19 protein-coding genes are annotated in these 22152 nt (G+C 72.2%); 8 read left to right on the top strand and 11 right to left on the bottom strand.

The window, feature by feature from the left end:
• Positions 1–3: 3 nt before the first annotated feature.
• Positions 4–1113 (bottom strand): carboxylate-amine ligase, encoded by a 1110-nt coding sequence (locus ACZ6PY_RS15800; RefSeq protein ID WP_466072748.1) that lies wholly within the window; start codon positions 1111–1113, stop codon positions 4–6.
• Positions 1114–1295: 182 nt separating this feature from the next.
• A complete protein-coding gene (locus tag ACZ6PY_RS15795; protein WP_466072746.1) occupies positions 1296–1601 on the bottom strand; it encodes a hypothetical protein in 306 nt (101 codons plus the stop codon).
• 119 nt (positions 1602–1720) lie between these two features.
• Between ACZ6PY_RS15795 and ACZ6PY_RS15790 the strand changes: the two genes are divergently transcribed.
• A complete protein-coding gene (locus ACZ6PY_RS15790) occupies positions 1721–2341 on the top strand; it encodes an L-threonylcarbamoyladenylate synthase (protein ID WP_466072744.1) in 621 nt (206 codons plus the stop codon).
• Between the two features lie 76 nt (positions 2342–2417).
• On the top strand, positions 2418–3992 hold the full coding sequence (locus ACZ6PY_RS15785) for a Na+/H+ antiporter (protein ID WP_466072742.1): 1575 nt from the start codon (positions 2418–2420) through the stop codon (positions 3990–3992).
• A gap of 59 nt (positions 3993–4051) precedes the next feature.
• Here the strand turns inward: ACZ6PY_RS15785 and ACZ6PY_RS15780 are convergent, their stop codons facing one another.
• Positions 4052–5470: a glycoside hydrolase family 10 protein gene (locus ACZ6PY_RS15780; protein WP_466072740.1), complete on the bottom strand. Its 1419-nt coding sequence runs from the start codon at positions 5468–5470 to the stop codon at positions 4052–4054.
• A 340-nt stretch (positions 5471–5810) separates the two neighbouring features.
• On the opposite strand from ACZ6PY_RS15780, the gene ACZ6PY_RS15775 reads away from it, so the two are divergent.
• Positions 5811–6650, top strand: a complete 840-nt coding sequence (locus ACZ6PY_RS15775) for a S1 family peptidase (protein ID WP_466072738.1) — start codon at positions 5811–5813, stop codon at positions 6648–6650.
• A gap of 48 nt (positions 6651–6698) precedes the next feature.
• Here the strand turns inward: ACZ6PY_RS15775 and ACZ6PY_RS15770 are convergent, their stop codons facing one another.
• From ACZ6PY_RS15770 to ACZ6PY_RS15750, 5 genes are all read right to left on the bottom strand, one after another.
• A complete protein-coding gene (locus tag ACZ6PY_RS15770) occupies positions 6699–7058 on the bottom strand; it encodes a hypothetical protein (RefSeq protein ID WP_313720093.1) in 360 nt (119 codons plus the stop codon).
• A gap of 100 nt (positions 7059–7158) precedes the next feature.
• On the bottom strand, positions 7159–8334 hold the full coding sequence (locus tag ACZ6PY_RS15765; protein WP_466072736.1) for a zinc-dependent alcohol dehydrogenase: 1176 nt from the start codon (positions 8332–8334) through the stop codon (positions 7159–7161).
• A 10-nt stretch (positions 8335–8344) separates the two neighbouring features.
• Positions 8345–9325, bottom strand: a complete 981-nt coding sequence (locus tag ACZ6PY_RS15760) for an SRPBCC family protein (RefSeq protein ID WP_466072734.1) — start codon at positions 9323–9325, stop codon at positions 8345–8347.
• 114 nt (positions 9326–9439) lie between these two features.
• Positions 9440–9772, bottom strand: a complete 333-nt coding sequence (locus tag ACZ6PY_RS15755) for a putative quinol monooxygenase (RefSeq protein WP_466072732.1) — start codon at positions 9770–9772, stop codon at positions 9440–9442.
• A gap of 46 nt (positions 9773–9818) precedes the next feature.
• The gene (locus ACZ6PY_RS15750; protein WP_466072730.1) at positions 9819–10772 is read right to left on the bottom strand and encodes a hypothetical protein; all 954 of its coding nucleotides are present in this window, start codon (positions 10770–10772) and stop codon (positions 9819–9821) included.
• 248 nt (positions 10773–11020) lie between these two features.
• Between ACZ6PY_RS15750 and ACZ6PY_RS15745 the strand changes: the two genes are divergently transcribed.
• A complete protein-coding gene (locus tag ACZ6PY_RS15745) occupies positions 11021–12094 on the top strand; it encodes a DUF6081 family protein (protein WP_466072728.1) in 1074 nt (357 codons plus the stop codon).
• Between the two features lie 62 nt (positions 12095–12156).
• On the top strand, positions 12157–12462 hold the full coding sequence (locus tag ACZ6PY_RS15740; protein WP_262281925.1) for a DUF1330 domain-containing protein: 306 nt from the start codon (positions 12157–12159) through the stop codon (positions 12460–12462).
• A gap of 10 nt (positions 12463–12472) precedes the next feature.
• On the opposite strand, the gene ACZ6PY_RS15735 is transcribed toward ACZ6PY_RS15740, so the two are convergent.
• The 3 genes from ACZ6PY_RS15735 to ACZ6PY_RS15725 all read right to left on the bottom strand — a co-directional run bounded on the left by ACZ6PY_RS15735 (position 12473) and on the right by ACZ6PY_RS15725 (position 17613).
• Positions 12473–13216, bottom strand: coding sequence for an N-acetyltransferase (locus ACZ6PY_RS15735; protein ID WP_466072726.1), 744 nt, complete (start codon positions 13214–13216; stop codon positions 12473–12475).
• Between the two features lie 111 nt (positions 13217–13327).
• The gene (locus ACZ6PY_RS15730; RefSeq protein ID WP_466072724.1) at positions 13328–16471 is read right to left on the bottom strand and encodes a GH92 family glycosyl hydrolase; all 3144 of its coding nucleotides are present in this window, start codon (positions 16469–16471) and stop codon (positions 13328–13330) included.
• Positions 16472–16575: 104 nt separating this feature from the next.
• A complete protein-coding gene (locus ACZ6PY_RS15725) occupies positions 16576–17613 on the bottom strand; it encodes a LacI family DNA-binding transcriptional regulator (RefSeq protein WP_466072722.1) in 1038 nt (345 codons plus the stop codon).
• A gap of 359 nt (positions 17614–17972) precedes the next feature.
• On the opposite strand from ACZ6PY_RS15725, the gene mmsA reads away from it, so the two are divergent.
• The 3 genes from mmsA to ACZ6PY_RS15710 are packed head-to-tail and all read left to right on the top strand — an operon-like array spanning position 17973 to position 21977.
• Entirely contained in the window at positions 17973–19520 is a 1548-nt protein-coding gene (gene mmsA / locus ACZ6PY_RS15720; protein ID WP_466072720.1) for a multiple monosaccharide ABC transporter ATP-binding protein, read from the top strand.
• Positions 19517–20815, top strand: a complete 1299-nt coding sequence (mmsB, locus tag ACZ6PY_RS15715; RefSeq protein ID WP_466072718.1) for a multiple monosaccharide ABC transporter permease — start codon at positions 19517–19519, stop codon at positions 20813–20815. The genes mmsA and mmsB overlap by 4 nt, the downstream gene beginning before the upstream one ends.
• Positions 20816–20870: 55 nt before the next feature.
• On the top strand, positions 20871–21977 hold the full coding sequence (locus ACZ6PY_RS15710) for a substrate-binding domain-containing protein (protein ID WP_466072716.1): 1107 nt from the start codon (positions 20871–20873) through the stop codon (positions 21975–21977).
• Positions 21978–22152 lie beyond the last annotated feature (175 nt).

The following is a 22152-nucleotide window of genomic DNA, read 5'->3' as shown; positions in this document are numbered from 1 at the left end:
CGCTCAGGCGTCCAGGGTCCGGGCGGCCAGGTCGTCCAGGACCGCCCGGACGTCCCCGTCGGTGTCGGCCAGGATCCGCCGCTGCCGGGTCGCCCCGTTGCCCTCGCGGCGCAGCCGGTCGAGCTGCCGGGTCACCAGGTCCAGGTCCCCGTACCCGGCCAGCGCGGGAGTCACGGTGGCGACCAGGTCCTCGATCAGCTCCCAGGCCGGCCGGGACCCGCCGGCGCGCAGGTCCACCAGGTCCCCGTCCACCCCGTCGTGGGCGGCGCGCCAGTGCGCGGCCGCCACCAGGCAGTCCCGGATGCGCGGCGCGGGCCGGCCCGCCCGGACGTCCTCGACCGTCGTGGCGACAAGCGCCCGCAGCAGGGCGGCGACCAGCACGGTGTCGTCGACCGTCGGGCAGACGTCGCCCACCCGGACCTCGACCGTGGGGTAGGCGACGGACGGGCGGGCGTACCAGTAGACCATCTGGGGGTCCAGCATGATGCCGGCGTCGACGAGGTCCCGCACCGTCCGGTCGTAGTCGGCGGCGGACTCGAAGTGCGGTGTCGGCCCGACGCTCGGCCAGCGGTCGAACTGGATGGCGCGCCAGCTCGCGTGCCCGGTGTCCCGCCCGTCGTGCAGGGGCGAGTTGGCGGTGAGCGCCTGCACCACGGGCAGCCAGGACCGCAGGTGGTTGCAGACCTGCACGGCGAGTTCCCGGTCCGGCACCCCGACGTGGACGTGACACCCGCAGACCGCCGGGTCGTGCGCCACCGGCCCGAACCGGTGCGACATGGCGCGGTAGCGGTCCTTGTCCGGCACCGAGCGGTGGGGTTCGCACACCGGTGTCGCGGCGACCGCCACCAGCCGGGCCCCCGCCGCCTCGGCCGCGCGGGCCGCGGCCCGGCGGAGCACCACCAGGTGCTCCCGCAACTCGGCCAGGTCGGTGCAGACCGGTGTCACCATCTCGACCATGCTGTGCCGGAACTCCTGCCGGCTCTGCTCCCGGCTCGGGCCGGAGAGCGCGGCGAGCACCCGGTCGGCCACCGGCAGGCTCTGCCCGGTCACCGGGTCCAGGAGCAGGTACTCCTCCTCCACGCCAAGCGTGCAGACCGCCGGGGCGGGGGCCACAGCTCACCTCCGGTTGCGGCGGGCACGCGGCGCGGCGGACGCGTGCCGGCGTACCGCGCGGGGCAGGGCACGACCGGCGCACCAGAGGATGCGCCTGTCGCCTCACCTCACGGTACGGTCCGTCCCCGGAACCCGGCGGCTGTTCGCCCTGATCACCGCCCCGACCGGGTGCAGCGGTGCGGTCAGGCGGCGCGGACGGCGAGCTGCTCGGCGCCGGCCGGCACCTCGTCGGTGGACCACCCGCTCGAGGCGGTCGGTCCCGGCTCGGCGGGCGCCGGTGCGGGACGCGGCATCCGGGCGGCGCGCAGCCCCTCCTGCGCGTTCTCCCAGGCGGCGCACGGCCAGGCGGCGCCGACGCAGCTCGGGCTGACGCAGACCTTCGCGTCGTCGGGCTGGTGCGCGTCGGCCACCGCCGCGGAGAGGCCCCACAGCAGCGGGTCGGTGACCTCGGCCGGACGCTCGGCGCGGTCGGTACTGGTTTCGGACATGGTCAGGTCCCCCCTCGTTGAGCCGCCCCACTGTTTCCAGAACGCCCGCGCGGCAAACCTGGTCACGCCGGATCTTCTCCGTTGGCCCGCGCCGGCCCCGGCGGCATAGGGTGACGGACGTGGCGAGGTACTACGACCTGCACCCGGACAATCCCCAGCCCCGGGTGCTCCGGCAGGTCGTGGACCTGCTGCGCGGCGACGGCCTGATCGCCTACCCGACGGACTCCTGCTACGCCCTCGGCTGCCAGCTGGGCAACCGCGGCGGCGTCGCGCGGATCCGCGAGATCCGCCGGCTCGACGAGCGGCACCCGTTCACGCTGGTGTGCCGCGACTTCGCGCAGCTCGGCCAGTTCGTCAAGCTCAGCAACGCGGTCTTCCGCCAGGTCAAGGCGGCCATCCCGGGCAGCTACACGTTCATCCTGCCGGCCACCTCCGAGGTGCCCCGGCGCCTCCAGGACCCGCGGCGGCGGGCCGTCGGGGTCCGCGTACCGAAGCACACGGTGACCCAGGCGCTGCTGGCCGAGCTCGGCGAGCCGCTGCTCTCCAGCACCCTGCTGCTCCCCGGCGAGGAGGAGCCGCTGACCCAGGGGTGGGAGATCAAGGAGCGGCTGGACCACCTGGTCGACGCCGTGGTCGACGCGGGGGACTGCGGCCTGGAGCCGACCACCGTGGTCGACCTGACCGGGCCGGAGCCGGAGATCCTGCGCCGCGGTGCCGGGGACCCGTCCCGCTTCGAGTAGCTATCGGCCGTTCCAGCCCGTCGCGGCCCGGCGGTGCGGCACCGTGGGATCCGGCGGACGGTGACGGGGGTACGGCGTGAGCGCACTCGTGCTGATCACGGTGCTCGGCGCCACCGTGCTCGTCGGCACCACCATCGGCGGCCGGTACAGCGTCGCGCCGCCCGTGCTGCTCATCGCCATGGGCGCGGGGCTCGGCCTGCTGCCGATGTTCGACAACGTGATCCTCGAACCCGAGGTGGTGCTGCTGCTCTTCCTCCCGGCGATCCTCTACCGGGAGAGCCTGGTCATCAGCCTCCGCGAGATCCGGGCCAACCTCGTCGTGATCGCCCTGCTGGCCGTGGCGCTGGTGATCCTCACGATGGTCGCCGTGTCGTACACGACCCAGGCGCTCGGCGTCGAGCCGGCCGCCGCCTGGGTGCTCGGCGCGGTGCTCGCGCCCACCGACGCCGCCGCCGTGGCCGGTCTGGCCAAGCGGATGCCGCGCGGCATCCTCACCACGCTGCGCGCGGAGAGCCTCGTCAACGACGGCACGGCGCTGGTCCTCTTCTCGGTGGCCGTGGGGGTGATCGCCGGCGGGACGGTGCCCGACGCGCTCGAGCTGGGCGGCCAGTTCGTCGGCAAGGCAATCGGCGGGGTCCTCGCGGGTCTGCTCGTCGGCGGCGTGGTCGTCCTGATCCGCAAGCACGTGGACGATCCGATGCGCGAGGGCGGGCTGAGCATCCTCACCCCCTTCGTCGCCTTCCTGCTCGCCGACGCGGTACACGCCAGCGGGGTGCTCGGGGTCGTGGTGGCCGGCCTGGTTCTCTCCTACGCGGGGCCCCGGGTGATCCGGGCCCGCTCCCGGGTCACCGCGTTCGCGTTCTGGGACCTCTCCACCTTCATGATCAACGGCAGCCTCTTCGTGCTGCTCGGCATGCAGGTGCCCCGGTCGCTGCGCAGCATCACGAGCCACTCGCCGCTGGAGTCGTTCGGCATCGCGGTGCTGATCGTCCTGGTCGTGGTGGCCACCCGGATGATCTGGGTGCAGGTGGCGGTGGCCGGGTTGCAGGGCGTCGACCGCCGGGAGTCCCGCCGGGCCCGCCGCTTCGACGCCCGCGTGCGTGCCGCCGCCGGCTGGGCCGGGTTCCGCGGCGCGGTCTCGCTCGCCGCCGCCCTCGCCGTGCCGGTCACCGCGCACGACGGGTCCCCGGTGCACGAACGCGACCTGATCATCTTCGTCACCGTGGTGGTGATCGTGCTGATCATGCTGGTGCAGGGCACCACCCTGCCGGCCGTGGTCTCCTGGGCCCGCCTCATGGGCGACCGGGAGAAGGAACAGGAGGTGCGCTGGGCCCGGATCCGGGCCACCGAGGCCGCCCTGGAGGCGCTGCCCCAGGTCGCCGCGGAACTCGGCGCCGACTCGGACACGGTGGACCGGCTCCGCGCCGACTACCAGGGCCACCTCGCGGACGTCCGCTCTCCGCGCAGCGACGAGGCCGACGAGGCGCGGGAGATGACCCGGCGGTTGCGCCTCGGCGTGCTGGACCGCAAGCGGCAGGAGGTCACCCGGCTGCGCAACAGCAACCAGATCGACGACGTGGTCCTGCGGGAGATCCAGTCGGCCATCGACATCGAGGAGATCCGGCTGCTGGGCCCGGAACCGGAGGACTGAGCGCCGCCACCGGACGGCGGGTGGCCCGGCGCGGCGACGCCGCGCCGGGCCCCGGACGGTCAGCCCGCGGTGCAGGTCGGGGCGCCGGAGGGGGCGGTGCCCGTGCCCTGGAAACCGAACTCGGTGCTGCCGCCCGCGCCGACCTGGCCGTTGTAGGCCACGTTGCGGAAGGTCAGCGCGCCGCTGGTGCCGCTCGGCTGCGCGTTCCAGGTGTTGGTCAGGCTCGCGCCGGCCGGCAGCGTCAGCCCGACGGCCCACCCGTTGAGCGCGGTGGCGCCGGCGGTGACCCGGACGGTGGTGACGAAGCCGCCCTGCCACTGGTTCGTGGTGAGCGACGCGGTGCAGCCGTTGCCCGACGGCGGCGGGGTGGTCGGCGGGTTGCTGGTGGGCGGCGGGGTCGTCGGGGTGGTGGGCGGCGGGGTGGTGCCGCCCGCGTTCAGCGCGTCGAGCACCGCCGTGTACGCCGGCTTCTTGTTGCCGCTGCCGTCGAAGAGCAGCGGGGTGCCGCTGGCCCGCCACGAGTCGGTGTCCCGGATGCCCCACACCGTGATGCCGGTGCAGCGGGACACGGCCAGGCAGTCCCGGACGACGTTGCCGTAGGTGGTGGCCTGGGTGCTGCCGGAACCCTCGATGTCCAGCTCGGTGATCTGCACGTCCACGCCGAGGGCGGCGAAGTTCTGCAGGGTGGTGCGGTAGTTGCTCGGGTACGGCGAGCCGCTGTTGAAGTGCGACTGCAGGCCGACGCAGTCGATCGGCACGCCCCGCGCCTTGAAGTCCTTGACCATGTTGTACACGGCCTGGGTCTTCTCCCAGGTCCAGTTGTCCGTGTTGTAGTCGTTGTAGCAGAGCTTCGCGGCCGGGTCGGCGGCCCGGGCGGTGCGGAACGCCACCTCGATCCAGTCGTTGCCGGTGCGCTGGAGGTTGGAGTCCCGGCGGCCGCCGCCGCTGTCGGCGAACGCCTCGTTCACCACGTCCCAGGCGTAGATCTTGCCCTGATAGTGGGTGGCGACCTGGGTGATGTGGTTGACCATCGCCTGCCGCAGGGCGGTGCCGGACAGGTTCTGCGCCCAACCCGGCTGCTGCGAGTGCCAGGCCAGCGCGTGGCCGCGGACCCGCATGCCGTTGGCCTGGGCGTGGCTGACGATCCGGTCGGCGCTGGTGTAGGTGAACTGGCCCTGGGACGGCTCGGTGGCGTCCCACTTCATCTCGTTCTCGGGGGTCACCATGTTGAACTCGCGGTTCAGGATGCCGACGTACGTGGCGTCCGACAGCTTGTTCGCGGCGACCGCGGTGCCGAAGTAGCGGCCCTTCTCGGCGGCCGAGGCGCCGAGTGTGGTTCCGGCGCTGGCGCTGGTCGCCACCGCCACCGTCGCGGCGATCATCGCGGCGCCGGCCATCATCGACACCACCGCGGTCCGCGGGCGCGACCGGGCTGCCGCGCTCATGCTCCCGCTGCCGCGGGCGAGCACCTTGTCCATCTGGAAGCCTCTCCTAGCCGTATCGGTGTGGACAGCCCGCCCCGACCACTGCCCGCCACGGTGGTCGGCTCGGTGCGCGGCCGCCCGGAGGCCGCGCGGGGTGGGGAGGGCGCTCCCCGCCACCGTGAGTTGATCGAAGCGAATCTCTGGAGCGAGACTACCGGAACGGTTCCGAAAACTTAACAGCGTCGATGGGGATGTGTTCTCCCGTGCGGGCTCGGTGGCGTGCGAACCTGACGCGCACGGAGGTCCCGAAAGTTCCAGACCCGGTTGAACCGGGGGTGGTCGGGGTGGATGCTGGGCAGGCATCGACATCAGACGATGGAGGAGGCATCCCCGCATGCGCCGATCACTCGCCGTCCTCGCCCTGGCCACCCTGCTCGCCGGCCCGCCGACCGCCGCCCGGGCCGACGTCGCCGCGGAATCCACGCCCACCGGGCTCGCCGCGGTGCGTACCGCCGGCACCGCGTGGGGGGTCGACCCGGCCAGCGGCCGGATGACGCTCACCGTCGACGACACCGTCACCGGCGTCGACCTCGCCGCGCTGCGACGCGCCGCGGCCCGGGCCGGCGCGGTGCTCCGCCACGAACCCGGCCGGCTGCGCACCCTGATCGCGGGCGGCCAGGCGATCTACGGCGGGGGAGGCCGCTGCTCGCTCGGCGCGAACGTGCGCAGCGGCAGCACCTACTACTTCGTCACCGCCGGGCACTGCACCAACCTGGCCGGCACCTGGTACGCCGACAGCGCCCGCACCACCGTGCTCGGCAGCCGGACCGGCACGAGCTTCCCCGGCAACGACTACGGGGTGGTCCGCTACACCGGCACGGTCGCCCACCCCAGCGCCGTGTACACCTATCCCGGCCAGGTGACCGTCAACGGTGCCGGCACCGCGTACGTCGGCCAGGCGGTCTGCCGCAGCGGCGCCACCACGGGCGTGCGGTGCGGCTCCGTCACCGGCCTGAACCAGACCGTCAACTACGCCGAGGGCTCCGTGTCCGGGCTGATCCGCACCAACATCTGCGCGGAACCGGGGGACAGCGGCGGCCCGCTCTACGTGGCGTCGACAGGCACGGTCATCGGGATCCTCTCCGGTGGCAGCGGCAACTGCACCTCCGGGGGCACCAGCTACTACCAGCCGATCACGGAGATCCTCGCCGCGTACGGCCTCACCATTCCCTGAGCGGGCCGGGCGGGGGCGCCGACGGCGTTCCCCGCCCGGCCCGTCCGGTCAGCCGGCGCAGTTGTTGTTGCGCGCCGGCTGGGTGAGCTTCTCCTGCGTGCCGAACTTCGCGTACAGCCGCAGGTAGCACGGCAGCTCGACGTCGCCGTAGTAGCTGACGACCTGGTTGTCGTAGTGCGTCGTGCCGCTCTCGGTGACCTGCCAGCTGCCGCCGTCGCCGGACTGGATCTCCCAGTAGACGTCGCCGGAGCAGCCCTCCAGGCCCCGGGCCCAGGCGATGATGTTGGCCCCGTTGTAGATCTCGGACTGCACCAGGGTGCAGGCCGCCGCCTGCGCCGGTGCGGCGCCCACGAACAGTCCCGCCGTCAGCAACGCCCCCGCACCGACCGCCGACATCAGCTTGCGCATGGTCCGACCCCTCCAAGGTGGATAGTGGATCACTTCCTTCGGAGGGTAGCCGGCCGCGCAAAGAAGCTTCAATATCGAAGGCGCTGATTGTTGGAAATTTTCAGGGCTTGAGCACCACCTTCAGGCAGTCGTCCTGCTTGTTCTTGAAGATGTCGTAGCCGTGCGGCGCGTCGTCGAGCCCCATCGTGTGGGTGATGATGAAGCTCGGGTCGATCTCGCCCTTGCGGATGCGCTCCAGCAGCGGGCGCATGTAGCGCTGCACGTGGGCCTGCCCGGAGCGCAGGGTCAGCGACCGGTTCATGAACGAGCCCATCGGGAACTTGTCGATGAACCCGCCATACGCCCCGATCGCCGAGACGGTGCCGCCGTTGCGGCAGGCCAGGATCGCCTCGCGCAGCGCGTGCGGCCGGTCGGTCTCCGCCTTCACCGCCTGCTTCGCCCGGTCGTACGCGTGCAACGCCGCCGAGGGGTGGTGCCCCTCCATGCCGACGGCGTCGATGCAGACGTCCGGCCCGCGGCCGGCGGTCATCTCGCGCAGCGTGTCCAGGACGTCGGTCTCCTCGTAGTTGATGGTGTCCGCGCCGGCCCGGTCCCGCGCGATCCGCAGCCGGTACGGGAACCGGTCGATGACCACCACCTGCTCGGCGCCGAGCAGGAAGGCGCTCACCGCGGCGAACTGGCCGACCGGCCCCGCCCCCCACACCGCCACCACGTCGCCGGGCTTGACGTCGCCCATCTCGGCGGCCATGTAACCGGTGGGCAGCACGTCGGACAGGAACAGCACCTGCTCGTCCGGCAGGTCGTCGCCGACCTTGAGCGCGCCGACGTCGGCGTACGGCACCCGGACGTACTCGGCCTGCCCGCCCGCGTACCCGCCCATGAGGTGCGAGTAGCCGAAGATGCCGGCGGGGGTGTGGCCCATGGCGGTCTCCGCGATCGCCGCGTTCGGGTTGGAGTTCTCGCAGACCGAGTAGAGGCCCCGTTGGCACGAGGCGCAGTCCCCGCAGGCGATGGGGAAGCCGACGACCACCCGGTCGCCGACGCGCAGCCCGTCCCGCGCCCCCGGGCCCAGCTCGACGACCTCGCCCATGAACTCGTGGCCCAGCACGTCGCCGCGCTTCATGGCCGGGATGAACCCGTCGAGCAGGTGCAGGTCGGAGCCGCAGATCGCCGTCGAGGTGACCTTGACGACCGCGTCGCGCGGGTTCAGGACCGTCGGGTCCGGTACCTCCTCCACGGCCACCCGGTTCGGTGCCACCCAGCAGTTGGCCTTCATGGTGCCTCCCTCACGCGGTCCGGTGCGTCGCCAGCGGGCGCGCGGGACGCTGCTTCGCCTGGTTCTGGATGCTCGTGCCGTCGGGCGTCCCGTCCGACCGGGTCAGCTCGCCGGTCTCGATGACCTGCTTGAACCGCCGCAGGTCGTCGCAGATCTGCTGCTGCGGGTTCTCGCCGAACGCCTTCGCGACGAGCGTGCCCACCCGGCGGCCGGGCACCGCGTACTCGAGTTCCACCCGCACCTCGGTGCCGCTGCCGCCGGCGGCCGGGGTGAACCGGACGGTGCCGGCGTTAGGCACCCGGGCGCCGTCGACCGAGCGCCACCGGATGAACTCGCCGGGGCGCTCGTCGACGATCTCCGCCTCCCACTCGACGGTCCGGCCGGCCGGCGCCTTCGCCGACCAGCGGGAACGCCGCGGACCGGTGCTGGTCACCGACTGGAGGTGGTACATGAACCGCGGCAGGTTCTCGAAGTCGTGCCAGAAGCGGTAGGCCTCCTCGGGGGTGCGGTTGATCGTCACGGAGCCGTGCGCGAAGCCCTCCGGGCTGACCCGCCGGTTGCGGACGGCGCGCACCGAGGCGTAGAGGTCGACGGCGGTGATGCCGCCCAGGACGGCGAGCGTGAGACCGGCGCGGCGACGCCGGTCGCCGCACCGGTTGCGGTACGCGCGGCCGGTCGCGGCCAGGTCCAGCACGTCGCCGGCCACCCGGGTCCAGGGCCCCAGCCCCGCCCGGCGCGGCACCAGCAGCACCGCGGCGTGGCCGATCTCCCGGATCCCGGTGGCCCGCAGCACCGTCCGGGCCGTGCGCGAGTCGTCCACGCCGGCCGCGCGGGCCACCCGCGACCCCGCCGCGAGCGCGGTCACGCCGAGGCCCAGGCTGAACCAGCCCAGGAGGCGGGCCAGTCCCTCCGACCCCTGGTCCCCGGTCGCCCGCTGGATCCCGAGACCGTCGGTCACCGAGCGGGCCCCCATGGTCGTCTCTCGTGTCATCCGTCGTCACCCCGTGTCCGAGAAGGTGTCGGTGACCGGTCGAGTGGGCGGCCGGGTACCGACAGGCCGGCGTGCCTTTCCCGCTCATCCCGGCCGTACACCCCTCGGGCCTGGTCAGTCGCCCTCCGGCACGGCCATCTCGCCGAGCCGCGACCAGTCCTGCTGCGGCACGGTCGTGTTGACGATCCGGGGCGTCTCGGCCAGGTGCGGCGGGAGGGTGCGCTGCGCCTCGCGGAAGTGCGCGGACCGCACGTGCGCCGCGCCGGCGTCGTCGTCGCGGAAGGCCTCGACCAGCACGTACTCCGTCGGGTCGTCCAGGCTGCGGGACCAGTCGAACCAGAGGCAGCCCGGCTCGGCCCGGGTGGCCTCGGTGAACTCGGCGGCGATCTGCGGCCAGCGGTCGGCGTCCTCGGGCCGGACCCGGAACTTCGCGGTAATGAAGATCATGCGCTTCAGGCTACCCAGGGCGTCGCCGGCTCGCGGCCGTCGCCGGTCAGGCCTTCGTGACCGGGGTGAGCAGCTCGGACGCCCGGCGATCGGCGAACGCGGTGACCGCCTGCTGGCCGGCGCCGAAGACGATGGCGACGCCCAGCAGGGCGGCGGTGCTGTTCACCGTGGTCTCCACCAGACCGCCGATCACCAGCATGATCCCGACGACCGCGACGAGTGGACCGATGGCCAGCTTCAGCAGGCCCTGCTGGAAGGGCAGCTTGTAGGGCAGGCCGCCGGAGCGCGAGGTGATCATCGAGGGTAGGGCGCTGATGAACGCGCCGAGCGCCCCGGCGATGAGCACGAAGAACAGCAGCCGCCAGGCCGGCACGCCGGGCGCGTCGGTCGGCGGCTTGAGCAGCTGCACGTCCCGGCTGCGCCACTGCACCAGCACCATGAGCACCTCGGCGACCAGCGCGAAGACCGACAGCCCCAGCATCCGGTTGCGCAACCGGCGCACCGACTCGTGGAACTCGTCCGACGCCGCGTGGTAGCGCAGCAGCAACGCCTGCACCTTGGCCTGGAACCGGGCCGGGGCCGCCGCGTCGGCCGCGGCGTCGAAGTCGGTGAGCACCTTGTCGTCGGCCTTGAGGAACTGCGCGGCCGCGCCCTGGTACGCCGGCAGCAGGCCGAGCAGCTCCTCCGGCGTCCGCAGCCCCACCATGGCGCGTTCCACCGAGTGGATGGTCTGCCAGGCGTACTCCAGGTTGCCGCCGCGCAGCCACTCGACCACCCCGCTGCGGCCGAGCACCGACTCCACACCGGACAGCTGGGCGCGCAGCGTGGCGACCCGGTCGGCGCTCGCGCTGCCGGCCTCCAGGCCGCTCAGCTGCTGGTACAGGTCGTCCAGCTTGGTGCGTACCCGCACCTGCCAGACCGCTGTCGGCACGGTGGACCCGGGCGGCGCCGGCGGTGGTGTCTCCGGTGTGGTCCCGGGTTGGGTCTCCTGGTCGATCATGGTGACTGCCCCCCCAACCGGCGCAGCTCGGCGGCTGGCCTCTGGTCCAGTATCCGCAGGTCAGAGGCAATATGGCCAGGGCGGTTCGGGCAGTTGACAGCTTCCGTGCCGCAGGGGCTCCCGAGCCGTCCGGGTCGGCGGGCCGCGCCGGGCGGTGGATGCCGGGAGGGCATCCACCTCGGACGATGGTTCGAGGTGGAGCGGCGGCGACCGGCGCGGCTCCCGGGCACCGGCGCGGGGAGGACGACGTGCGCGGACAGGACAGGCTCCGGCGGGTGATGGGCGCGGCGACGGTCGTGGTGGTGGTCGGGGGGCCGGGAGTGGCGTCGCCGGCCGCCGCGGCGCCGGGGTCGCGGCCCGACGTCGTGCACTACGACTCGGCCGACCTGGCCGAGTACGAGCGGAAGTGGTCGAACATCTACGGCCCGCTGGACGGGGCGACCCGCGCCGTCGCGGACGGCGTGCTCACCGTCAGCGACGTGCCGTTCAAGACCGGTGTGGACTACAACGTCTACGACCACCTCAAGTACATGGCCGTCAGCACCCGGACCTTCCCGGTGCCCCGGCAGGGATCGGTCGAGTTCTCCGTGGACATCACGGCGCGCACCCCGGGCGCGGCCGGCGGGCACGTGGTGCACGGCCGCTACGGGCCGCCGGGCTCGGCCGCCGTCGGCGGCCCCACCGCCCGCCCCTACGCCGGCGCGGTGCGGGAGGGGCAGCAGGCCGCCGTCGTGCTCAACATGATCGACTTCTGCACCGGGCAGCTCTTCGACTGGTTCGTCTCCGGCACTCGCGCGTTCCCGCTGATCGAGCGGCTGCCCAGCACGGTCACCGGCAACACCACCGACCCCAACTGCCCGGGCGCCACCGAGGTCGGCCTGGACCGGGCGTACACGCAGATCATCCGCGAGGTGCCGATCACGCCGGGCGTGCCGCACCGGGCCGCGATCCGCTACCGCGAGGCGGGCGGGCACGCCAGCGTGACGTACCTGCTGGACGGCGTGGTCGTCGCGCGGGTCGGGCAGGTGGGTGTGCCGCTGGACCGGCAGGGCGTCCCCTACACCGGCACGTACCCGTCGCTGGGCCCCGGCGAGAACCTGGCCGGGAAGATCCGGTCGTTCTCCCTGGCGCACGGCCTGTTCAGCCTGCTCGACGCGTTCCCGTTCCAGTACGGCTGCACCCCGCCGGACGCCACCGGCCCGGGCGTCTGCGACCCGCGGTACGCGCCCTACAGCGTCTCCATCCCGCCCGCGGAGCGGGCCTTCGGCCAGGGCGCGGTCGGCTCGTACCGCAACTTCACCGTCCGCACGGTCGGCCGGTAGGCGGCCCCGCGCCGCCGGGCCGGGGGACACCGACGGCGCGTACCGGTGCGTAGCCTGGGCCGGTGACCGTCTACGCCCTCGCGCAGATCACCGTCCACGACCGGCAGCGCTACGACCGGTACGTCGCCGCCTTCCTGCCCGTCCTGGCCCGGCACGGCGGCCGGTTGCTCGCGGCCGACCCGTCCCCGCGGGTGGTCGAGGGCAGCTGGCCCCACGAGAAGGTCGTGCTCATGTCCTTCGACAACCGGGAGGACTTCGAGCGGTGGTCCACCTCGCCGGAATACCGGGAGATCTCCCGGGACCGGGAGGCCGCCACCGAGGGAGTCGTCCTCCTGCTCGACGGGATCGGTCACGCCTGGCCGGCCTGACCGCCGCCGGTCACAGCCGGTGCCGCACCCACACGTTCGGCTCGACGTAGGCGGCGTGGTCGTGCGCCACGTCGACCAGCACGGGCGCCAGGGCGCCCGGCACGTGCACCGGCCCGCTGGTGTCGAAGGGCAGCCCGGTCCACCGCCGCCAGTCGGCGAGGGTGCCGGTGACCGCCATCGACCGGGGCGCCACCCGCTCGATCACGCCACCGGCCCGCACGTGCACCCGCAGCCACGGGTCGACCGGCAGGCCGTCGGGGCGCACCCGCGCCGCGTACCCGGCCATCGGCAGGTCGGGGACCGCGGCCTTGCCGTTGGGGCGTACCGGCGCCACCAGGGTGTCGAAGCCCAGCCGGGCGACCGCCGCGCGCATCGCCGCCAGCATCAGCCCGGACACGCCGCCGCCGCGCCGGTCCGGCCGCACGCAGATCTCCAGAGCCGAGACCAGGTTCGGGGTGGCGCCGGTGAGCCGGCCGACGGCCGCCCGCTGGATCATCCGGTCCCAGCCGCCGTCGGGCAGCTCGTCCTCGGTCCAGCGCAGCGGCACGGCGTACGCCCGGGCGACGGCGCGGCCCGGCTCGGCCGGGTCGACGGCGGCGAAGACGAACTCCGGGTAGAGGTCGTGGGCCACGCTGTAGTACACCGAGCCCATCGGGTCCCAGAGCATGAACGGCGGCCAGGCGCCGTCGAAGTCCTTGTCGAGCAGCGGCGCCAGCTCGGGGCGTTCGGCGAGGCTCACGATGTCCAGGGTCACGCCGGGCACGGTAGGGCGGTCGCCGCCCGATCCGCACGCGCTTTTCCGCTCCGGCGGCGGCCGGTGCCCGCGGGCACCGGCCGCCGTCCGGGCGGGTGTCGGCCCTCAGGGTCAGGTGCCGAAGACCTCGACCTCGTAGAGGCGGGCGGCCGCGTCGCTGGTCTGGGTGGGGGTGAGCACCCTGACCTGCACGTACCTGCCGTCGACGGACATCGGGTGGCTGCTCACGCCCGCCGTGTTGCCGCGGACCTGGGCGACGGTCGTCCACGTCGACCCGTCGGGGGAGACCTGCAGGTCGAAGTCCCGGGTGTTCCAGGCGGGATCCTCGCCGCCGGCGGCGGCGTGGTGGACGGTGACGGACTGGAGGTGGTGGCCGGCGCCCAGGTCGATACGGAGGGACTTCGTGGCGCCGGTCGAGCACCACTTGTCGGAGTTGCCGCCGGTGGTGCTGCCGTTGACGGCCTTCTCGGGCCCCTCCGTGCTCGCGCACTGCGAGTCGGCGGTGGCGGGCCGGTTCAGCGCCAGGTTCGTCGCGCCGGCGCCGCCGTACACCTCGAACTCGTCGATGCGGGCGGCGGTGTTGCCGTTGTTGGCGGGCGTGGTGATGGCGAGCCGGACGTACCGGGCCGTCACGGCCGGGACGGGGTGGTAGGTGCGGCTCGCGCGGTTCCCGGTGCCGGTGGCCCGGGTCGTCCAGGCACTGCCGTCGGTGCTGGTCTGGATGGTGAAGTCACCGGTGTTCCAGCCGGTGTTCTCCCCGCCCAGGCCGGCGTGCTTGACGACGAAGGAGCGGACGGTCTGGTTCGCGCCGAGGTCGACCTGGAGGAACTTCGTCCCGGAGGCGAGCGAGCACCACTTGCTGGCGCTGCCCAGGCGGCCGTCGAACGCCTTCTCCGGGCCCTCGGCGGTGTTGCACGCGGCCGAGCCGCTGGCCGGCTTGCCGGCGGCCAGGTTGGCGCCCAGCTCCGGCGCGGCGGCCGGTGGGGTGGCGCCGTCGGTGAACGACGGCGGCGCGTCGGCGGGGTTGGTGCCCCACAAGGACGGCGCGCCGCCCATCGTGTACGCCAGGGTGGCGCCGCCCGCGAGGTCGCCGTAGCGCAGCCAGGTGCGCGGGGTGGTGGCCCCGTTGACGGCGAGGCTCTGCACGTACTGGTTGCCCTGGCCGGCGTTGGCGGCGGTGATCTGGACGTCACCGGCCGGCCGGTCGACGAGGATCGACGGGAAGATCGGGCCGTGCAGGGCGAGGGTGTCGGCCCCCGGGGTGGGCGGATACATGCCCAGGGCGGACCAGACGTACCAGGCGGAGGTCGCCCCGAGGTCGTCGTTGCCGGGCAGCCCGCCGGGGCCGGTGGTGAACGACTCGTTCATGATCCGCCGGACCGCGGCGCTGGTGCCGGCCGGCGCGGCGGCGAAGTGGTAGGCCCAGGGGACGCCGTGCTCCGGCTCGTTGCCGATGTAGAAGTACGGCTGCGACTGGCCGCCGTTGGTCTGGGTGAAGTGGTGGTCGAGCCGCTGGACGGCGGTCTGCCGCCCGCCCATCAGGTCGATCAGTGCGGCGAGGTTGTAGGGGACCATCCAGGTGTACTGGGACGCGTTGCCCTCGACGAAGTTCGACTGGCTGGCCGGGTCGAGCGGCCACGGCCAGGTGCCGTCGGCGTTGCGCGGGTGGACGTAGCCCGACTCGGGGTTGAACGTGTTGCGCCACCACTGGGCCCGCGCCATGTGCGTGTCGTAGGTGGCGGTGTCGCCCAGGGCCCGGGCGAACTGGGCCACCGCGAAGTCGCTGGCGGAGTACTCCAGCGAGTCCGACGGGTCGCCGTCGATGTAGTGGCGCTGGACGTAGCCGCTCTGCCGGCCGCGGATCGGGCTGCCCTGGGTGGTGCCACCGGCGGAACTCTTCTTCATCAGCGCCAGCGCCGCCGCGGTGTCGAACCCGCGTACGCCGAACTGGTACATGCTGTCCACGATGATCGGGCCGGGGTCGCCGGTCATGACGAAGGTCTCGTTGGTGTTGTGCGACCACTTCGGCAGCAGGCCGCCCTGCTGGCCGTCGAGCACCATGGACCGGGCGATGTCGGCCGCCTCGGCGGGCGCGAGGAAGGCGATCAGCGCGGCCCAGGAGCGGTAGATGTCCCAGCCGGAGTAGTTCTGGTAGACCGGGTGGCCGGCGGTGTGGACGGCGTTGTCGAAGCCGCGGTACTGCCCGTCGACGTCGCTGGCGAGGTTGGGGTTGATGAACACCCGGTACAGCGCGGTGTAGAACTTCTGCAGGTCGGCGGCGGCGCCGCCGGTGACCTGCACGCGGTTGAGGATCGCGTTCCACTGGGCGTCGGCGTTGGCGCGGACGGTGTCGAAGGCGAAGCCGGACTGCTCGGCGGCCAGGTTGGCCTGCGCGCCCGCCGCGCTGACGAAGGAGATGCCGACCTTGACCTGCACCACCGGGTTGCCGGAGGTGTCGAAGGTCAGGTACCCGCCGGAGTTGGTGCCGCTGGCGCTCGTGGAGCCGGCCGTCACGGTGCCACCGAGCCAGGTGCCGACGCCGCTGGGGGCGCGGTCGAACTCCATCCGGTAGAAGATCTGATACGTCCTGCTGTTGCCGCAGAAACCGCCGCCGGTGACGCTGCCGGTCACGGTGGAGCCGCTGATCTGGATCGAGCCGGCGCGGCTGCCGGTGGCGCTGCGGCTGGTGTTGATCAGCACCCGCGCGGTGCTGGTCGCGGGATAGGTCAGGCGCAGGGCGGCGCTGCGCTGGGTGGCCGACGCCTCGACCCGGGTGTTGCCGTAGTTGCTGAGCACCGCCCGGTAGAAGCCGGGTCGGGCCTGTTCCTGCGCCTTGTCCTGGGTGGCGCGGTAGGAGGTCCACGAGGTGCCCGGCGACGCGCCGAGCGCGCCGGTCACGGGCAGGATCCCGAGGTCCTCGTTGTTGGCGCAGCCGGCGCCGTTGAAGTGGGTGAGGCTGAACTCCTCGATCTGGGTGTCGCTGAACCGGTAGCCCGACGGTGAGGCGGTGGGGGTGCCCGGGCTCAGCTGCACCATGCCGAAGGGCTGCACCGGGCCGGGGACGGTGCTGCCGCCGGCGCCGCCGCCGACGGGGTTGGGCGCGTTGCTGTCGTCGGTGCCGATGAACGGGTTCACGTACGGGGTGAGGCTGAGCGGCGCCGCCGCGGCGGGCGCGGCGACCGCGACGAGTGTGGACGCTCCGGTGACGGCGGTGGCCACCAGGGTGAGCAGACGGGACGGGCCTGATCGGAGCATGAGGCGATCCTCCTTGAGGCGCGGACGACACTCCATGACATCGTTGTCATCGAGAGGTGTCATTGTCCTGTGTAGAGCCCAGGAAGATGCCTGTCAATGGGGAACTAGGAGCCGGTGATTCCCGCCGGGGCCGGCGGCCGTTCGCCGGAACCGCGCGCCAGCAGCCGGGTCGGGATCACCACCTGCCGGGCCGGGCCGCGATGGCCGTCGATCCGGTCGAGCAGCAGGCCCGCCGCGCGCCGGCCCATGTCCTCCGGGTCGTGCGCCACGACGCTCACCCCCAGCACGTCACCGACGTCCACCTCGTCGAAGCCCAGCAGCGCGGGCGGAGCGGGGTGGTCCCGCAGGGCCCGCAGGGCGCCCAGCGTGATCCGGTTGTTCAAGGTGAACAGGGCGGTCGGCGGGGCGGCGCGGCCCAGCAGCCCGCGCACGGCCTCCTCGGCGGCGTCGACGTCGTGCGCGTTCTCCACCAGGTAGTCCGCCCAGTTCGCCACGCCGACCACGCGCATGGCCTCGGCGAAGCCGTCCAGCCGGTCCCGGTGGGTGCTCAGCCGGGCCAGGTCGCCCACCACCCCGATGCGGCGGTGGCCCGCCGCGGTCAGGTGGACGCCGGCCTGCCGGGCGCCGTGGTGGTTGTCCAGCAGCACGGTGTCCGCGCTCAGCTCGACCGGCGGCCGGTCCACGAAGACGAACGGGATGCCGTGGCGGTGTTCGGCCGCGAAGTGGGCGTGTTCGGTCGCGGTCGAGGCGATCACCAGCCCCCGGACCCGCCGCTCCAGCAGGGCGTCGGCGAGCCGCCGCTCCCACTCCGGATCCTCGTCGGTGCTCGCGGTGATCAACTGGAGGCCGCGCATGCGCAGGTCGCGCTCCAGGCCCCCGGCCAGCCGCGAGTAGAACGGGTTCGCGAGGTCGCCGATGAGCAGGCCGACCAGCGTCGACGTGCTCGCGCCGCGCCGGAGCTCCCGGGCCACCCCGTTCAGCCGGTAGCCGAGCTGGTCGGCGGCGTCGCGCACCCGTGACCGGGTCTCCGGTGCCACCCGGGGCTCGCCCCCGAGGGCCCGGGAGGCGGTCTTCACCGACACGCCGGACAGCGCCGCGACCTGCGCGAGGCTCGGTCGACCAGCCTTCCGGTCAGCGGTCATGGCGGGAATTATGACACCGGCGTGTCGGGGGACCGCCGGCTCGGGCCGGCGGCCGGTCGCCCCGTTCCACCAGGGCCGCCCCGGGTCGTGAGGGTCGCTCGGGAACCGCGGTATACGATTCGCGTCAACGATGTCATGGGCTGGTCGCTAGCACCCCGGTCGCGCTTGTCCGCAAGCCGAGGGGGCGTCGCGAACGTCACTGAGCGTGGCGGTCGATATTACCGACTTGTTACGCAAAAGAGCGACATGGGCACTTGCGGAAGCGCCTCTGGCGAGATTTCCTTGCCCACGACAACGAAAAGTGAGCGAAGGTCATAACCCGCGGAGGCGGCCATGGCGTTGGCAAGGCGGTGGGAGCGATGAGCGATTTGCCCGTCCTCCTGGAGATGCGCTCCATCACCAAGGAGTTCCCCGGCGTCAAGGCCCTGGCCGACGTCAACCTGGTGGTCCGCGCGGGCGAGATCCACGCGATCTGCGGCGAGAACGGTGCGGGCAAGTCGACGCTGATGAAGGTCCTCAGCGGCGTCTACCCGTACGGCAGCTACGACGGCCAGATCATTTACCAGGGTGCCGAGACCCGCTTCGCCGACATCCGGGCGAGCGAGAACGCCGGCATCGTGATCATCCACCAGGAGCTCGCGCTCATCCCGGGCATGTCGATCGCCGAGAACATCTTCCTCGGCAACGAGCCGCGCAAGCACGGGGCGATCGACTGGAAGGCCGCCAACCGGATGGCGCTGGACCTGATGGCCCGGGTCGGCCTGCGGGAGGACCCGGACACCCTGGTCAAGGACATCGGCGTCGGCAAGCAGCAGCTCGTGGAGATCGCCAAGGCGTTCGCCAAGGACGTCAAGCTGCTCATCCTGGACGAGCCGACCGCCGCGCTCAACGAGGCCGACTCCCGGCACCTGCTGGACCTGCTGCGCGGATTCCGCTCGCGCGGCATCACCTCGATCATGATCTCGCACAAGCTCAACGAGATCGAGGCGATCGCCGACGAGATCACCATCCTGCGCGACGGCCGCACCGTCGAGACGCTGGACGTCCGGGCGGACGGCGTCGACGAGGACCGGATCGTGCGGGGCATGGTCGGTCGGGAGCTGCACAGCCGCTTCCCGGACCACACCCCGAAGATCGGCGAGGTCTTCTTCGAGGTCCGGAACTGGAACGTCCGGCACCCGATCTCGGCGGAGCGGCAGGTCTGCAAGAACGAGAGCTTCGTCGTACGCCGCGGCGAGATCGTCGGCTTCGCCGGCCTGATGGGCGCCGGCCGCACCGAGCTGGCGATGAGCGTCTTCGGCCGCTCCTACGGCGTGTACGAGTCGGGCACGATCATCAAGGACGGCAAGGAGATCGTCCTGAAGTCGGTGGCCGACGCGATCGCCCACGGGCTCGCGTACGTCAGCGAGGACCGCAAGGCGATCGGCCTGAACCTGCTCGACGACATCAAGGCGTCGACGGTGGCCGCCAAGCTGTCGAAGATCTCCCGCCACGGCGTGCTGGACGAGGTCGCGGAGTACAAGGCGGCCGAGTCCTACCGGCGGGAGCTGCGCACCAAGGCGCCGTCGGTCGACGAGAGCGTCTCCAAGCTCTCGGGCGGCAACCAGCAGAAGGTCGTCCTGGCGAAGTGGATGTTCACGGACCCGGACCTCCTGATCCTCGACGAGCCGACCCGCGGCATCGACGTGGGCGCGAAGTACGAGATCTACGGCATCATCCAGCGGCTCGCCGACCAGGGGAAGGGCGTCGTCGTCATCTCCTCGGAGCTCCCCGAGTTGATCGGGCTCTGCGACCGCATCTACACCGTGTTCGAAGGCGCCATCACCGGCGAGATCGCCCGGCAGGACGCGGACCCGGAAACCCTCATGAAGCAGATGACCTCGACGAAGAAGATGCAGACACGATGAGCCGAATCAAGGACCTGCAGAAGAACCTCTTCGGAGGGACCACGTCCAACGCCCGCCAGTTCGGGATGATCTTCACCCTGGTGGCGATCGTCGTCCTGTTCCAGATCCTCACGGACGGCCTGACCCTGCGGTCGGACAACCTGATCGCGTTGTTCAACCAGAACTCGTACATCCTCATCCTGGCCATCGGCATGCTGATGGTGATCGTCGCGGGGCACATCGACCTCTCGGTCGGTTCGATCGCGGCCTTCACCGGCATCCTGGTGGCCAAGTCGATGGCCGAATGGTCGCTGCCCTGGCCCGTCGCCATCCTGTTCGGCCTGGTGATCGGCGCGGTCATCGGCGCCTGGCAGGGCTTCTGGGTCGCCTACATCGGGGTGCCGGCGTTCATCGTCACCCTGGCCGGCATGCTGCTCTTCCGGGGTGGCAACCAGTTCATCGGCAACGCGAACACGATCTCCGTGCCGGAGGGCTTCCGGGTGATCGGCTCCGGCTTCCTGCCCGAGGTCGGCCCGAACACCGGCTACAACAACCTGACGCTCCTGCTCGGCCTCGCCGCGTGTGTGGCGGTGGTGTGGCGGGAGTTCCAGGCCCGCAAGACCCGCCGGGACATGGACGCCGAGCCGGCGCCGATGTGGATCTCGGTGCTCCGGATGGCCGTCATGGTCGGCGTGATCGTCTTCGCCTCGCTCCGCTTCGCCAGCGGCCGGGTCGGCACGAGCTTCCCGGTCTCCGGCATCATCCTGGTGGCGCTGGTGCTCGCCTACTCCTTCTACACCCGGAACACCGCGGGCGGTCGGCACATCTACGCCGTCGGTGGCAACTCCCGGGCCGCGGAGCTCTCCGGTGTGAAGCTCAAGCGGGTCAACTTCTTCGTCATGATGAACATGGCCGTCCTGGCCTCCCTGGCCGGCATGATCTTCGTGGCCCGCTCGGCCGCCTCCGGCCCGCAGGACGGCAACGGCTGGGAGCTGGACGCGATCGCGGCGGTCTTCATCGGTGGCGCGGCCGTCTCCGGCGGCATCGGCACCATCAGCGGCTCGATCGTCGGCGGTCTGGTCATGGCCGTGCTCAACAACGGCCTGCAACTGCTCGGCGTCGGCACCGACCGGGTCCAGATCATCAAGGGCCTCGTGCTGCTGCTGGCCGTCGCGCTCGACGTCTACAACAAGAAGCAGGGCCGGTTCTCCGTCATCGGCAGCCTCACGCGCTCGTTCCGCCGGGACACTCCCGCCCCGCCCACGGCACCACCGGACGCGGACCGGGAGACCGCCCGCACGGCCGTGCCGAGCTGACGCTTCACCCCGCCTCACACCCCGTATCACCTCTCCAGAAGGGCACCATCCAGCCATGCGTAAACTGATCGGCAAATCGATGGCCATCGGCGCCATCGCCGCGCTGGCCCTGACCGCGACCGCCTGCGGCAACGGCCGCGAGGGCGACGGCGGCGGCGCCAAGGGCGACACCAAGGGCTTCGCGGCCGACTCCCTGATCGGCGTCGCCCTGCCGTCGAAGACCTCGGAGAACTGGGTCCTCGCCGGTGACCTGTTCACCAACGGTCTCAAGGAGGCCGGCTTCAAGAGCGACGTGCAGTACGCCGGCGCGTCGACCACCGTCGCCGACCAGCAGGCCCAGATCACCGCCATGGTGACCAAGGGCGCCAAGGTCATCGTCATCGGCGCGACCGACGCCGCGCAGCTGTCCACCCAGGTGGCCGCCGCGCACGCCGCCGGCGCGAAGGTCATCGCGTACGACCGGCTCATCAAGAACACGCCGGACCTCGACTACTACGTCGCGTTCGACAACTTCAAGGTCGGCCAGCTCCAGGGCCAGGCCCTGCTCGACGGCATGAAGGCCAAGAAGCCGAACGGCCCGTACAACATCGAGCTGTTCTCCGGCTCGCCGGACGACAACAACGCCGGTGTCTTCTTCGACGGCGCGATGAGCGTGCTCAAGCCGGAGATCGACAAGGGCAACGTCGTCGTCGCCTCGAAGCAGACCGACGTCAAGCAGACCGCCATCCAGGGCTGGAAGGCCGAGGGCGCCCAGGCCCGCATGGACCAGCTGCTGACCTCGACCTACGGCAGCAAGACGCTGGACGGCGTCCTGTCCCCGAACGACACCCTGGCCCGCGCGATCATCACGTCGATCAAGGGTGCCGGCAAGCCGATCCCGGTCGTCACCGGCCAGGACTCCGAGGTCGAGTCGGTCAAGTCGATCATGGCTGGCGAGCAGTACATGACGATCAACAAGGACACCCGGAACCTGGTCAAGCAGACCATCGAGATGGTGAAGTCCCTGCAGGCCGGTAACACCCCCGAGGTGAACGACACCAAGTCGTACAACAACGGCTCCAAGGTCGTGGACACCTACCTGCTGCCGCCGGTGGCCGTCACCAAGGCCAACGCGGCCGAGGCGTACGCCAACGACCCGAAGCTCTCCCCGCTCACCAAGTAATCCCGCTCGCACGACGAAGGGCCCCGGAGTTCGCTCCGGGGCCCTTCGTCGTGCGCGGCGCGGGCGGGGGGGGGGGCCCCCCCCCCCCCCGCCGGCCCCCCCCCCGGGGCCCCAATGCCGCGCGGACCCCCCGGGCGCGGTGGCCCCCCCCGCTGAACCCGGAGACCCCCCCCAC

Source organism: Micromonospora sp. NPDC048907, from assembly GCF_055586885.1.
Note: the sequence above shows the minus strand (reverse complement) of the source record. Positions and strands in the feature narration are given on the sequence as shown.